This is a genomic window from Streptomyces sp. (assembly GCF_036524955.1).
Taxonomy (GTDB): domain Bacteria; phylum Actinomycetota; class Actinomycetes; order Streptomycetales; family Streptomycetaceae; genus Actinacidiphila.
In genome coordinates this window covers 1-13,891 of the sequence record NZ_DATDBG010000061.1, presented here as the reverse complement: position 1 = coordinate 13,891, position 13,891 = coordinate 1, and the positions used below count along the sequence as shown (strand labels likewise).

The 13,891-nt window shown below is 71.7% G+C and carries 12 protein-coding genes, 1 tRNA gene and 1 pseudogene; 6 read left to right on the top strand and 8 right to left on the bottom strand.

What is annotated here, in order from left to right; translation table 11 throughout:
* Nucleotides 1-14: 14 nt before the first annotated feature.
* Nucleotides 15-1,061: a phosphatase PAP2 family protein gene (locus VIW71_RS04950; protein WP_331620722.1), complete on the bottom strand. Its 1,047-nt coding sequence runs from the start codon at nt 1,059-1,061 to the stop codon at nt 15-17.
* Nucleotides 1,062-1,301: 240 nt separating this feature from the next.
* Between VIW71_RS04950 and VIW71_RS04945 the strand changes: the two genes are divergently transcribed.
* The 4 genes from VIW71_RS04945 to VIW71_RS04930 all read left to right on the top strand — a co-directional run bounded on the left by VIW71_RS04945 (nt 1,302) and on the right by VIW71_RS04930 (nt 4,385).
* Complete coding sequence (locus VIW71_RS04945; RefSeq protein WP_331620721.1) at nt 1,302-1,982, top strand: TetR/AcrR family transcriptional regulator; 681 nt, start codon at nt 1,302-1,304, stop codon at nt 1,980-1,982.
* Nucleotides 1,983-2,081: 99 nt separating this feature from the next.
* Nucleotides 2,082-2,672, top strand: a complete 591-nt coding sequence (locus tag VIW71_RS04940; protein ID WP_331620720.1) for a histidine phosphatase family protein — start codon at nt 2,082-2,084, stop codon at nt 2,670-2,672.
* Nucleotides 2,673-3,065: 393 nt separating this feature from the next.
* The gene (locus VIW71_RS04935; RefSeq protein WP_414720658.1) at nt 3,066-3,476 is read left to right on the top strand and encodes a hypothetical protein; all 411 of its coding nucleotides are present in this window, start codon (nt 3,066-3,068) and stop codon (nt 3,474-3,476) included.
* 57 nt (nt 3,477-3,533) lie between these two features.
* The gene (locus VIW71_RS04930; protein ID WP_331620719.1) at nt 3,534-4,385 is read left to right on the top strand and encodes a spermidine synthase; all 852 of its coding nucleotides are present in this window, start codon (nt 3,534-3,536) and stop codon (nt 4,383-4,385) included.
* Nucleotides 4,386-4,478: 93 nt separating this feature from the next.
* Here VIW71_RS04930 and VIW71_RS26510 read toward each other — a convergent pair.
* The 4 genes and pseudogenes from VIW71_RS26510 to VIW71_RS04915 all read right to left on the bottom strand — a co-directional run.
* A pseudogene (locus VIW71_RS26510) lies at nt 4,479-4,563 on the bottom strand (discoidin domain-containing protein); the annotation flags it as partial.
* Nucleotides 4,564-4,966: 403 nt separating this feature from the next.
* Nucleotides 4,967-5,042 (bottom strand) — tRNA-His (locus tag VIW71_RS04925).
* A 123-nt stretch (nt 5,043-5,165) separates the two neighbouring features.
* A complete protein-coding gene (gene orn / locus VIW71_RS04920) occupies nt 5,166-5,777 on the bottom strand; it encodes an oligoribonuclease (RefSeq protein ID WP_331620718.1) in 612 nt (203 codons plus the stop codon).
* Between the two features lie 5 nt (nt 5,778-5,782).
* Nucleotides 5,783-7,084, bottom strand: coding sequence for a GlxA family transcriptional regulator (locus tag VIW71_RS04915; RefSeq protein ID WP_331620717.1), 1,302 nt, complete (start codon nt 7,082-7,084; stop codon nt 5,783-5,785).
* Nucleotides 7,085-7,781: 697 nt separating this feature from the next.
* Between VIW71_RS04915 and VIW71_RS04910 the strand changes: the two genes are divergently transcribed.
* Entirely contained in the window at nt 7,782-8,318 is a 537-nt protein-coding gene (locus tag VIW71_RS04910) for a universal stress protein (protein ID WP_331620716.1), read from the top strand.
* A gap of 79 nt (nt 8,319-8,397) precedes the next feature.
* On the opposite strand, the gene glmS is transcribed toward VIW71_RS04910, so the two are convergent.
* Together glmS and VIW71_RS04900 are read right to left on the bottom strand one after the other, a co-directional pair.
* Nucleotides 8,398-10,212 carry a glutamine--fructose-6-phosphate transaminase (isomerizing) gene (gene glmS, locus VIW71_RS04905; RefSeq protein ID WP_331620715.1) on the bottom strand — a complete coding sequence of 605 codons (1,815 nt, stop codon included), beginning with the start codon at nt 10,210-10,212 and terminating at the stop codon, nt 8,398-8,400.
* 113 nt (nt 10,213-10,325) lie between these two features.
* On the bottom strand, nt 10,326-10,601 hold the full coding sequence (locus tag VIW71_RS04900; protein ID WP_331620714.1) for a hypothetical protein: 276 nt from the start codon (nt 10,599-10,601) through the stop codon (nt 10,326-10,328).
* Between the two features lie 294 nt (nt 10,602-10,895).
* Here VIW71_RS04900 and VIW71_RS04895 point away from each other — a divergent pair, with 294 nt between their 5' ends.
* Nucleotides 10,896-12,494, top strand: coding sequence for a beta-N-acetylhexosaminidase (locus tag VIW71_RS04895; RefSeq protein WP_331620738.1), 1,599 nt, complete (start codon nt 10,896-10,898; stop codon nt 12,492-12,494).
* 668 nt (nt 12,495-13,162) lie between these two features.
* Here the strand turns inward: VIW71_RS04895 and VIW71_RS04890 are convergent.
* Nucleotides 13,163-13,537, bottom strand: coding sequence for a GNAT family N-acetyltransferase (locus VIW71_RS04890; RefSeq protein ID WP_331620713.1), 375 nt, complete (start codon nt 13,535-13,537; stop codon nt 13,163-13,165).
* Nucleotides 13,538-13,891 lie beyond the last annotated feature (354 nt).

Genomic DNA, 13,891 nt, shown 5'->3' with positions numbered 1-13,891 from the left:
AGTGTGGCACCCGGCTACGACATCCTGCTGCGCGCGGCGCGTTCGCCCCGCGGATGCGGCACCCGGGACGTCTCGACGGGACAGCCCGCGTCCGCGTCGTCAGCCCCGGCCGGCACGGTCACCGCCTCCTGCGGCGCGGGTTCCGCGGGCGCCGCGGGCCGCGGCAGGGCCACGCGTTCCTGCGCCACCGGTGGTGTCACGGACCCGCTCGCCGGCCGCGGCGCGGCTCCCGCCACGGGAGCCGCCCCGGCGACGGTCACCTCCGCGCTCGAAGCCGCGCCCTTCCGCCCGAAGGTCCGCGCGTGCACCCGGTCGGCCAGCCGCAGCGTGGGCCGCGCCAGCAGGTAGCCGATGCCCATCACGGCGACGCCGGCCGCCGCGTCCAGCAGATAGTGATTCGCCGTGCCCATGACCACGAACGAGGTCATCACCGGGTAGAGCAGCCCAAGGCCCCGCACCAGCCGGTTGCGCCCGTACCGCCACAGGACGACCCCGCACCACAGCGACCAGCCCACGTGCAGGCTGGGCATGGCCGCGTACTGGTTGGTGAGGTGGCCCATGCCGCGCGGCGCGCTCGCGTCCGTGCCCCACCAGCCGTACGACCCGTACTGCGCCATCGTGTCGATGAAGCCGTGGCCGGCGTCCAGCAGCCGCGGCGGGGCGGTCGGCACGAGGGTGAAGCCGACCAGGCCGATCATCGTGGAGATCATCAGCCAGGTGCGTCCCAGCCGGTAGTGGGTCGGACGGCGGCGCCACAGCCAGACCAGGAGCGCCGGCGTCACCACATAGTGGAGAGAGGCGTACGCGAAGTCGGCCGGCACACCGAGGAAGGCGTGACGGGTGAAGAGCCGGTTGAACCAACGCTCCGGGTCCAGGTGCAGGATCTGCTCGAAGTGCAGGATGTCGGCGCCGTGTTCGACGGCGTCGTCCACATCACCCCGGACGAGGAGGCGGGCCACCGAATAGAGTCCGTATATGACGGCGATGAGCGGCAATTCGGTCCACCAGCGCAGTCTGCCTCGGTAGGAGGACGCTCGCGGCGCGGTGGCGGTGATCGTCATGCGGACGTCTCTCCAGGTTCTCCGAAAGGCCGCAGGCGGCGGTCATGGACTTGTCGCGTACCCTCTACCGTACGTCGTACGTTAAACGGTATGCACACTGGTCCGGAAAATCCGGGGAAAACCCCCGGGTTGGTACGGTGTTCAACGTTCATCGGCAGGGTAGGTAGGCCGAAGGACGCCCGCTCCCCTCCTCCGGGTTGCCTGCCTCGAGGTACCGAAGGACGAGAACAAGAGAATCCCATGTCCGTCAGCCAGCCGGTCCGGCCCCCACGGCGCCGCGCTCCGCGCAATTCGCTCAATCCCGACCGGATCCTCGACGCCGCGCTCATCCTCCTCGACCGCGACGGCGCCGAGGCGTTCACCATGCGCGCCCTCGCCCAGCAGCTCGGTGTCGGCACGATGGCGGTGTACTCGCACTTCCGGGGCAAGGACGAGATCAGCGACGCGGTCGCCCAGCGGCTGCTCGACACGATCGAGCTCCCGCCGGGGGGCTCGGCCGAACCGGTCGGCGAACTGCGCGAGGTCTGCCGGCAGGTCTACCGGCTCTTCACCGAGCACCCCTCCGCGCTCCAGCTGCTGACGATCCGGCCGCTGCGCGGCGACGACGCGATCGCCGTCATCGACCGCATGCTCACCCTGCTCTCCCGGGCCGGGCTCTCCCGCGCCGACGCGGTGCACGCGCATGTCGCCCTCATGCAGTACACGGTCGGCTCCGCGCTGTGGAACACGCGCCGGGCGCGCGCCCTGTGCGAGGAGGGCGTACGGGAACGCGTCCGTGCCAAGATCGAGGCGCTGCCCCCGGAGCGCTACCCGGCGCTGGTGTCGCTCGCGCCCGAACTGATCTGCGCCCAGGACGACGGCGGGGCGCAGTACGAGCACGGCCTCGACGGGCTGCTGCGGGGGCTGCTCCCGGGGGCCTAGGCGGGGTGTTCGGGGAGTGCGGCATCATGGTTGCCCCACTCACGCACAGTTGTTCGCAGCTACCTGTCCATCCGTACGTTCTCCTACGAAAGGCCCCGCATGGCGTCGCGCATACTCCTGGTCAGGCATGGGCAGACCGAATGGTCACTGGCCGGGCGGCACACGGGGCGTACGGACATCCCGCTGACGGAGGAGGGCCGGCGCACGGCCCTGCTGCTGGGCGCGCGGCTCGCCCGCGCGCCGTGGGAGGGCCTGGCCGACGTCGAGGTCCGGACCAGCCCGTTGCGGAGGGCGTCCGAGACGGCGGCGCTCGCCGGGTTCGCCCGCGCCAAGGAGTGGGACGCGCTGATGGAGTGGGACTACGGGGAGTACGAGGGGCTGACCCCGGCCGAACTCCAGGCGATACGGCCCGGGTTCACGATCTGGCGGGACGGGGTGCCGGGTGGCGAACCCCTCTCCTCGCTCGCCGCGCGGGCCGACGAGGTGGTCTCCTGGGCGCGCTCCTCCGCCCGCGACGTCCTCGTCTTCGCCCACGGCCACTTCCTGCGGACCCTCGGCGCCCGCTGGCTCGGCCTCGACCCCTCCTTCGCCACCGCCCTCCGCCTCGACCCCGCCTCCCTCTCCATCCTCGGCTGGGCCTACGGCGCCCCCGCCCTGGAACGCTGGAACGACACCGGTCACCTCGCGTGAATGTGGGGTTCTCCGCCCACCCCGCCTGCCCACCCGCGCGGCCCGTCCGCGAGGTACGGGTCCCTTGAGAGCCCCCTGAGCCCCCTGCCGGCGCGTGCCGGGCGGTGGCAGGGGAAGGGCGCCTGGCCCCGACCGCCGGCCACCAGAGGGCGGGCACGCCCCCGAGGGAACCGGCAGACGGAATGGTCGTCGCACGGCTGCTGCGGAGGGGAGACACCCCCACGCGCGGCCGCACCTCGCGGAAGGGGGCCGCTGGCTCCGGACAGCAATTCGCCAGCAAACGCCACCCCTTGACGCGTGAACGACGCGTAGCCGTTGACGGGGGCGCCCCGTTATCAATGGTGTGGCGCCGATCACCTCGTGCGGCGCCCCCGTTATGAGGAGGCCACCCCCGTGAGGAACCACCCCGGTCCGCACACCTCAGCGCCGACACCGGAAGGCAGCGATCCCCCGCCGGCCTGCGACGTGGTGACCGTACCGGCCCGTCAGGGCCTGGAGGCCGTGGATCTGCTGCGGCTGAGTACGGGGGGCACGGGCGTGGGCCCGGTGCTGCACGACCGCCAAGGCGACAGCCTCGCCTTCCTCGTACCGCTGGGCACCGCCGACGCCTGGGACGTCCCCGGCAGCGAATGCACCCGCCCCGACGGCGAGCCGCCCGCGCACGACGCCGGCTGGCTCGTACCACCGCACACCGACTCCGCCGTCACCGACCCCGCCGTCCTCCGCGCCGCCCTCGGTGAAGCCGCCCGCACCATCGCCCTGGTCGACCGCCTCACCCCTGACGACGGCGCACCGCGCCAGTGAGGCGGGCCGGGGCCCGGCACCCTGCTCTCGACCGCGCCGCACCCCGATAATCGGACCATGGCCAGAAACCGCCGTACCCCGGAACTCCGCACCACCCCCGTGGCCGGTGGCCTCGCCGCGCTCGTGCCCGACACCGACCGCCCCCGCGCCTGGACGCTGACGGTCGGCGGCGCGCCGCAGTCCCATGTCGACCTGGACGACCCCGGCTGCCTGGACTTCGCCTACCAGCGCCGGCTCGGCCACGTGATCGACCTGGCCGCGCCGCCCGGGCGGCCGCTGCGGGCCGTGCATCTGGGCGGCGGCGCGCTCACCCTCGCCCGCTACCTCGCGCACACCCGGCCGCGGTCCACGCAGCAGGTCGCGGAGGTGGACGCGGCGCTGACCGCATTGGTCAGGGCGGAACTGCCGTGGGACCGCGGCTGGCGGATCAAGGTCAAGAACGCCGACGCCCGCCAGGTACTGGGCACCCTTCCCGACAGCTGGGCGGACCTGGTGATCGCCGACGTCTTCAGCGGCGCCCGCACCCCCGCCCACCTCACCACCGCCGAGTTCCTCGCGGAGGTACGGCGCGTCCTCGGGCCTGGCGGCGGCTACGCCGCCAACCTCACGGACGGCGGCCCGCTGACGTTCCTCCGCAGCCAGATCGCCACCGTACGCGGCGCGTTCGCGCACACCGCCCTCGCTGCCGAACCCGCGGTCCTGCGCGGCAAACGGTTCGGCAACATCGTCCTGTACGCCGCCGACCACGCCCTGCCGATCCCCGAACTCGTCCGCCGCGTGGCCACCGACCCGCAGCCCGCCCGCGTCGAACACGGCAGCGCCCTCGCCGACTTCGCCGCCGGCGCCTCCGTCACCACAGACGCGACGGCCACCATGTCCCCGCCGCCACCCCCGCACGCCTTCCGCTGAGGCCCCTCGGCCCCGTACGCCCGCCTCGGGCCGCAGCGCCCCCGCCAGGGACTCTGCGCAACGGCCTCCTGATCACGGCCTGGGAACGCCGCCGGTCGACCTGGAGCCACTGCGGGTCGCTGAACGCGCTCGACCATCGGGTGCCGGTGTTGCCGTCCACGGCGGCGGAGGGCGAGGTGATGGCTACAAGGCCCGCACGGCGGCGTCAACGAGCTGTTCAGGACCGGCCGCCCGGCGCCTCCCCCATGGCCGGAGTCGAACGGTTACGTGCCTGCTCACGCGGTCCGTGAGGCGCCAGGTCCCCGCTCGCGCGTGAGGTCACTGTCAAGCCGGCGGATCGGAACAAGACAATCGCGGGCGGTGCCAAGGCCGCCACCAGCGCCGATTCCGGCCCCTGTGGCGTCTACGGGGCGCCGACCGGTTTCGCCGTGAACGGCCCGGTCTGCGGGGGCGCGCATCAGCCGCCACCACCCGGCCCGGCCAGGCGGAAATCTCGCCGCGGTGAGGGCTGCCGTTCGGGTTCCCAGGGCGCGGCAATGAAAAAGGTCCGACCTGCTTCCGCAGGCCAGACCTTGATCGGTTGGGGTGAGTGACGGGACTCGAACCCGCGGCATCCTGGACCACAACCAGGTGCTCTACCAGCTGAGCTACACCCACCTTGAGCGGCGCGTTTCCCGCCGGTTTCCCGGTGGAGTGGCGCCGCCTGGAAAAGTGTACAGGGTGGCGGGGGATGGTCGCGCCCCGCATTTCGCAGGGGCGTGCCGCCGCTCCCGGGACTCCCTACTGGGCGGAGTCCGGGCCCAGGACGTACTTCGCCGCGATCGCGCGGGCCGTGTCCGTGTCCGGGCCGGGCAGCGGGACGAAGACGGCCTCGCGGTAGTAGCGCAACTCCGCGATGGACTCGCGGATGTCGGCGAGGGCACGGTGGTTGCCGTTCTTCTCGGGGCTGTTGAAGTAGGCCCGCGGGTACCAGCGGCGGGCCAGCTCCTTGACCGAGGAGACGTCCACGATGCGGTAGTGCAGGTGTTGCTCCAGCGTGGGCATGTCACGGGCGAGGAAGCCCCGGTCGGTCGAGACCGAGTTCCCGCACAGCGGCGCCTTGCGCGGTTCGGCGACGTGCTCCCGTACGTAGTCCAGGACCAGCTTTTCCGCCTCGGCCAGCGCGACCCCGCCGGCCAGCTCCTCCAGCAGACCGGAGGCGGTGTGCATCGTCCGGACGATTTCCGGCATCGACTCCAGTGCCTCGGCGGGCGGGCGGATCACGATGTCCACCCCCTCGCCGAGGACGTTCAACTCGGAGTCGGTGACGAGGGCGGCCACCTCGATCAGCGCGTCGTGCGCCAGTGACAGCCCGGTCATCTCACAGTCGATCCACACCATCCGGTCGTTCATACGCTTCACCCTACGGGGCGATCACGCGGTCCCGGCAGCGCGGCGCCCAGACCGCGCCCGGCCCGCAGTCGGGCCCGCCCCGGACCGTCCGGCGTATCCGACCTTCCGGACTGCTCGGGAACACGGGCCGTATGGGTCGCGTACGGTCCGTCATCGCCTTTTCCCGGCACGGTCAGGATCTGCGAGACGGGGCCCCGGCGCAGTGCGGGCAGCTCCTGCGACGGCAGCGCACGTTCCGGCTCGTCCTGCGGCCGGCGCGCCCGGTAGGCGGCGCGGTAGGACGCCGGCGAGGAGCCGAGCTGCCGCCGGAAGTGCCCGCGCAGCGCCACCGGGGACCGGAAGCCGCACCGCCCGGCCACCTCGTCCACCGAGTAGTCCGAGGTCTCCAGCAGCCGCTGTGCCTGGAGCACCCGCTGGGTGATCAGCCACTGGAGCGGCGCGCTGCCGGTCAGTGAGCGGAACCGGCGGTCGAAGGTGCGCCGGCTCATGTACGCGCGCGCGGCCAGCGCCTCCACGTCGAACTGCTCGTGCAGGTGCTCCAGCGCCCAGGCGACGACCTCGGCCAGCGGGTCGGCGCCGATCTCCTCCGGTAAAGACCTGTCCAGGTGCCGCTGCCCGGTCTGCCAGTCGGACCGGCGCGGCGGTACGACCAGGCGCCGGGCGAGCGCCGCCGCGGCCTCGGACCCGTGGTCGGTCCGCACCACGTGCAGACACAGGTCGATCCCGGCGGCCGTACCCGCGGAGGTCAGCACGTCGCCGTCGTCCACGAACAGTTCGCGCGGATCGACATGGACCGACGGGTACCGCTTGGCGAGCGTGGGCGCGTACATCCAGTGCGTGGTGGCCGGGCGGCCGTCCAGCAGTCCGGCGGCGGCGAGCACGAAGGCGCCGGTGCACAGCCCGATGATCCTCGCGCCCTCCTCGTGGGCGCGGCGGATCGCGTCAAGCGCCTCGGGCGGCGGCGCCTGGGATATCGAGCGCCAGGTCGGCACCACCACGGTGCCGGCTCTGGCCAGCGCCTCCAGTCCGTACGGCGCGGTCAGCTCCAGTCCGCCGGTGGTCCGCAGCGGGCCCTCCTCGCCGGCGCAGACCAGCAGGCGGTACCGGGGCACGCCCGCGTCCTGCCGGTCGATCCCGAAGACGGAGAGCGGTATGGAGCTCTCGAAGATCGGGCCACCACTGAAGAGCAGCACCGCGACGACTTCCGGTCGGCGCCGCGCGGAGAGTTTGCGGATGGCGCGAGGCGATGCCGATGGTGCTTGCGACGGAGTGTCCGTCGCCGTACCGGAACTGGACTCCTGGCTCATGGAGCTCAAGCCCCCCTCGAATCGACGCGTCGTCCCCTCGGTCCTGCACGTTCTCCCCCGTCAGGCCACCATGATCAAATCTACTGTGTCAGGTGGGGCGTTAGTGACAAGTTCACCATCTGACGCTAAGTCGACAAGACAACGTGGCGTAAAGCATTCGATCACGAAGCGTTTCACTCGAAGAGCCCGCTGGGAAGTACGCCTCGTGTCACTCGGGCCCCGGAAACCACCTTCCGCGTCACCGTGCATCGTAGAACCGCAGGTGGCGGAGGTGTTAGTGGGCGCCGGGGCCAACGGGAGGCCCGCGAAAAGAAGTTGGCTGAAAATCGCCGCTCTTCGGGCGGGTGCGCGTAAAGGGCGTGCGCCTGGCGTGGGCCGGTGCGGCGCTGACCCGCATGGCCGGGCCGAAAACGATGCGCCCCCTCGTGCGCCCGTGCGCCGAACCGTGCCGCCGGTTGGCGGGATGGCGTTGCGTTCAAGGCCGCACTCCGGCATTCTCCTGGGAACTCCGGATTCGGGGCACTCTGCGAAGCGCTGCCGGGCCTGTGCAGGCGGACGTTGCGGCCGTACTCTGGAGGGAGCGGGACGGGCAGTGGCGAACCGGCCTAAAACGGCCGATCCGGTCGGCTCGCTCCGCGCCGCACCGTTCTGTCCGCTGCTCGGCGCGTCAGCGCCGCCCTCGCCGAGAATCCGCATCATGGCCGGTCATGAGATTCCCGAGCCCGCCGACGGCAGGCCTTCCCACCGCAGGCCGCTCGCCGAGTCGGCAGACCTGCCCGAGCCGGCGTCGGCCCCGCGGCAGCCCTGCGATCCTGCCTTCCGGCATGGCGTCGTGGTGGGCTTCGACGGGTCGGTCTCCAGTGAGCGCGCCCTGTCGTACGCCATCGGTATGGCGCGCCGGACCCACTCCGCGCTGATCATCGTGCACGTGGCCAACCGGCTGCCGGCCACCGTGTGGGCAGGCTGCGAGCCCCCGGTCTTCGTGGACGTCCCCGACCACCGGACCGAGGTTCTCGGCCTGGAGCTGGCCTGCGCCGACCACCTCGCCGAGATCTCCTGGGTACTGGTGGAGCGCGGCGGCGACATCTGCCACGAGCTGGAAGAGGTCGGCCGGGAGTACGAGGCCGACGCGATCGTGGTCGGCGGCACGCACGGCCTCGTCGGCCGGATCTTCGGTTCGGTGGCCGGGCGTCTCGCGCGCCGGGCCCAGCGCCCGGTGGTCGTGGTTCCGTAGGGGCGGGCCCGGCGCCGGTGCGGTCCTGGTTCCGCAGGGGCTGCGTCCTTGCCCCGCGGCGGCCGTGGTTCGGTGACGGCTACTCCACCGTCACCGACTTCGCCAGGTTGCGCGGCTTGTCGATGTCCCGGCCGAGCGCCAGGGCCGTGTGGTAGGCGAAGAGCTGGAGCGGGATGCCCAGCAGGATCGGGTCGAGCTCCGGCTCGTTCTTGGGGACGACGATCGTGTCGTCGGCCTTCTCCTGCGCCTGGTGGGCGACGGCGAGGATGCGCCCGTGACGGGCCTTGATCTCCTCCAGCGCGGCCCGGTTCTTCTCCAGCAGGTCGTCGTCCGGCACGATCGCCACCGTCGGCATCGCCGGCTCGATCAGCGCCAGCGGCCCGTGCTTGAGCTCCGAGGCGGGGTACGCCTCGGCGTGGATGTACGAGACCTCCTTCAGCTTCAGCGACGCCTCGCGGGCCACCGGGTAGCCGCGTACCCGGCCGATGAACAGCATCGACCTCGCGTCCGCGTACTGCTGCGCGAGCCGCTGGATCTCCGGCTCGGTCTTGAGGATCTCGTCGATCTGGCCGGGCAGCCGCCGCAACCCGTCGATGATCCGCTTGCCGTCGGCGACCGAGAGGTCCCGGATCCGGCCGAGGTGCAGCGCGAGCAGCGCGAAGGCCACCACGGTGTTGGTGAAGCACTTCGTGGACACCACGCACACCTCCGGCCCGGCGTGCACATACGTACCGCCGTCCGCCTCCCGGGCGATCGCCGAACCGACCACGTTCACCACGCCGAGCACCCGCGCGCCCTTGCGCTTGAGCTCCTGCACGGCGGCCAGCACGTCGTACGTCTCACCGGACTGCGAGACCGCGACATAGAGCGTGTCGGGGTCCACCACGGGGTTGCGGTAGCGGAACTCCGAGGCGGGCTCGGCGTCGGCGGGGATACGGGCCAGCTCCTCGATCAGCCCGGCGCCGATCTGGCCCGCGTGGTAGCTGGTGCCGCAGCCGAGGATCTTGATCCGGCGCACCCGCCGGGCCTCGCCGGGGTCCAGGTTCAGCCCGCCCAGGTGCACGGTGGCGAACCGGTCGTCGATCCGGCCGCGCAGCACCCGGTCCACGGCCTCCGCCTGCTCGGAGATCTCCTTGTGCATGTACGTGTCGTGGCCGCCCATGTCGTACGACTCGGCCTCCCACTCCACGGTGGTCGGCGTGGCGGTGGTACGGGAGCCCTCGGTGGTGTACGTGCGGAAGTCGTCGGCCTTGAGGGTGGCCATCTCCCCGTCCCCGAGGGTGACGACCTGCCGGGTGTGGGTGACCAGCGCTGCCACGTCGGAGGCGACGAACATCTCCTTCTCGCCGATGCCGAGCACCACCGGGGAGCCGTTGCGCGCCACCACGATCCGGTCCGGGAACTCCTTGTGCAGCACCGCGATGCCGTAGGTGCCCTCGATCGACCGCAGGGCGTCGCTCACCTTGCGCTCCAGCGTGTCGGCCGTCGAGCGGCCGATCAGGTGCGCGATCACCTCGGTGTCGGTCTCGGAGGAGAAGACCACGCCGTCGGCGGTGAGCTTGGCGCGCAGCTCGGAGGCGTTGTCGATGATGCCGTTGTGGACCACGGCGACCTGGTGGGCGCCGTCCAGGTGCGGGTGCGCGTTGGCATCGCTCGGCGCGCCGTGGGTGGCCCACCGGGTGTGCGCGATGCCGGTGGTGCCGGCGAACCGTTTGGGGATGCGCGCCTCCAGCTCGCGCACCCGGCCCTTGGCCTTGACGGTCTTCAGATCGCCGGACTTGCCGGTGATGACGACGCCGGCCGAGTCGTACCCCCGGTACTCCAGCCGCTGGAGTCCCTCCAGCAGGAGCGGTGCCACGTCGCGCTTGCCGATGTATCCGACGATTCCGCACATAAGCCGCTACTCTCCGTTGTCCGTCGTGTCGGCTGTCCGCCAGCCGTCTGTCAGTCGTGTGTCAGTCGTGTGCCCCGAGCCGGCCCCGCTGCCGGGGGCTTTCGAGGGCGCGCTCAGCCGTAGACGATGCGGCGGAGCTGGCGCTGGGAGAGGGTGGCCGGGGCCACCGCCCGGTGCGGCAGCTCCTCGCCGATCCGCTCGAAGATCTCCGCGTTGACCAGGCCCCTGGCCTGGAGCTCGCGGTGTCTGCGGCGGACGTACTCCTCGGTCGTCTCGTTGAAGTACGCCAGCACGTCCAGCACCACCCGGGTCGCTTCGCCGCGGTGCAGCGGCGTGGTGCGGATGAGGTGGTCGATCAGGTCTTCGTAGGACGTCCGGCGTTCGGGCACCCGTCGAATACTGGTGTGATCACCTTCGGTTTGCAACAATCCTGCCCGTTTCCGGGCATGACCGCGCCTCAGTGCCTCCGAACGGGTGAACGGAGATACGGCAGGCGAGTGGCGCTCGTCGCCTCGACCGGTCTGCGCCTTGACCACGTGTGGGGCGGAGGGTACTCATCGGGCGTGAGACGACTCGACGCTCGGAACGGGCGCGCCTGCGCCGGGGTGCGCGGGAGAGCGCGGGGTCCGCTGGTGCGCGCGCTGTGCGCCCTGCTGCTGGCGGTCTGGGCCACGGCGGCGGGCATGGCGTCCGCGCTGTCCGGCTCCGCCACCGCCGCTCCCTCCGTTGCCGGACACCCTTCCGCCGTCTCGGCGGCCACCTCGCGGGCGGTCTCCGACGTCACCTCCCGGGTGATCCCGGTCCCGGGGTCGGTGACGGCGGGTGGAGGCGCGTACCGTATCACCGCCGCGACCCGGATCTCGGTGGACGGCGGCTCCGCGTCGGCCTTGCAGATCGGGGAGTACGCGGCCGGGCTGCTGCGGCCCGCGACCGGGTACCCGCTGCCCGTCGGGGAACGCGTGCCGGGCGCCGCCCGCCTCGCCGACCCTCAGGGCATCGTCCTCGCACTCGGCGCCACCGACGCACGGCTCGGCGACGAGGGTTACCGGCTGCGCACCACGCCCGCGTCGGTCCTGATCAGCGCCCGCACGCCCGCCGGTCTCTTCCACGGCGTGCAGACCCTGCGGCAACTGCTCCCGGCCGCCGTCGACGCGCCCGCCCCCGTCGCCGGTGTGGCCTGGACCGTACCGAGCGCCGACATCTCCGACGCGCCCCGCTACGCCTACCGCGGCGCGATGCTCGACGCCGCCCGGCACTTCCTCACCGTCGCGCAGGTCGAGCGGTACATCGACCAGCTCGCCCTCTACAAGATCAACATGCTCCACCTGCACCTCACCGACGACCAGGGCTGGCGGATCGCCGTCGGCTCCTGGCCGCTCCTGGCCGCGTACGGCGGCAGCACCGAGGTCGGCGGCGGCCCGGGCGGTTCGTACACGCAGGACGACTACCGTGAGATCGTCCGTTACGCGGCCTCCCGCTTCCTGACCGTCGTCCCCGAGATCGACGGCCCGGGCCACACCAACGCGGCCCTGGCCTCGTACGCCGAGCTCGGCTGCGACGGCGTCGCCCCGCCCCTCTACACGGGCACCGCAGTCGGCTTCAGCTCCCTGTGCGTACCGAGGCCCCGGACCTACGACTTCCTTTCCGACGTCATCCGCGAAGTCGTCGCGCTGACGCCCGGACCGTACGTCCACATCGGCGGCGACGAGGCGCGCTCCACCACCCAGGCCGACTATGTGACCTTCACCGACAAGGTGCAGCAGATCGTCTCCTCCCACGGGAAGACGGTGATCGGCTGGCACCAGATCGACACGGCCCATCCGGTGCCGGGCGCGCTCGCCCAGTACTGGGGCACGGCGGGCAACGAAACGCAGGTTGTCGCCGCCGCCAGGGCCGGCACCCAGGTCATCATGTCCCCAGCGAACAAGGCGTACCTGGACATGCAGTACGACGCGGCCACCCCGCTCGGGCTGCACTGGGCCGGCTACGTCGAGGTCGAGGACTCCTACGCCTGGGACCCGGCGACCTTCATCAAGGGCATGCCGGCCGCCGGGATCCGCGGCGTCGAGGCCCCGCTGTGGACGGAGACGCTGAAGACGTCGGCACAGCTCGAGTACATGGCCTTCCCGCGGCTGCCGGGGATCGCCGAGATCGGCTGGTCCCCGGCAGCCACGCACGACTGGAACGCCTACCGCGTGCGGCTGGCCGCCCAGGCACCGCGCTGGGCGGCCCTGGGAATCACCTTCCACCACTCGCCGCAGGTGAACTGGCCGACCACCTGAGCGAGTGGACAGCCCCCCCGCAGACTCTGTCCCTCGGGGCTTCTCCGGGCCGGCCCGCAGGGTTCGGGGACCTCCTGTGCGGTGTTCCGGGTCACCCTCACGGGCTTCGGTGAACCCGCGGTCCTCCGAGCCGGCACCCCGCGGGCTTTACGGACCCTCGCGGTGCTTTCGGTCCAGCCCCGGGCCCTGCGGCCTGCGGACCCTGCGGTGTTCGGGCGCACGGTGTTTCGGCGCCCCCCCCGCAGACCCCTCGCATCGTCTTCGCGGATCCCGCGGATCCCGCGGATCCCGCGGACCCCGTGTGATCAGGGTCACCGTGCGGGTTTCCCGTGCTGCCCCACGGGTCCGGCGGGCCCAGCGGGTCCCGTGAAGCCCGAGGCGGCTTCCCCGGGCGCCGTTCACTCGCCCGTTGACCTTTCCGCTAGTGGCTCGGCTCGGAACGTTGGACGGCTTTGGGCCCGGGCTTCATTGAAGGGCCGGTTGCTTCCGCGTGCTGGGTCTGCTCAGTCGGGCAGATTCGCGGCGAAGATCCAGTCGAAGCCGTCGTAGCCGGTTGCGTCGAGGTGTTCCGCCCGGGTCAGACCGGCACGGATGGCCACGCGTTGGGAGGCGAGGTTGGCAGGCCGGACCCGGGCGATCAGCGGGAGATCGGGAACCTGCCGGGATGCCTATGCGGCGACTGCGGTCGCCGCCTCGCCGGCCATGCCCTGGCCCCAATCCGAGGGGGCGAAGCGGTAGAAGAGGTTGAGGACCTTCATGCCGTTCAGTTCCATGGGCTTGATTCCGCAGAAGCCCAGTTGCGGGGCGGAACCGTGGCGTCGGACGACCCAGTATCCGTATCCGCAGCGCTGCCACTGGTCGTCCCAGCGCTGATAGAGATCCTCGGCCTGTTCGCGCTGGGTAAGGCGGTCGGAGGGATTGTGGAAGCAGGTTCTGGGGTCGCTGTGGATCGCGAAGATCGCGTCGATATCGGCTGCGGTCGGGCGTCGCAACGACAGTCGGGCGGTCTGCAGCTCCTCGTCGGCGCGGTTCCGGTCACTCATGCGGGGATCGTAGAGCTGTATCAGGCGGCCCTGGCGGGGTAGCGGGTCCAAGTGCGGATCGCGGAGCCCGGGGCGAAGCTGGTCTTCGGTTCGGCCCGGGTGTTGTGCCAGCGGATGTAGGCGCTGATGGCTGCGTTCTGCTCGGCGTGGCTGCGGTGATCAGTGCCGTTCAGCGCGAAGTAGCGCAGGGCGGCGAACTCGGATTCGATCCAGTTCAGCCATGACCCTAGGTCGGCAGGAAGACCAGCTCAATGTTGTTGGCCGCAGCCCAGGCCCGCACGTTGGGGTGCTTGTGGGGGGAGAAGTTGTCCAGCACCACGTAGAGCTTCTCCCCGGGCCAGCGGACGCGCAGGG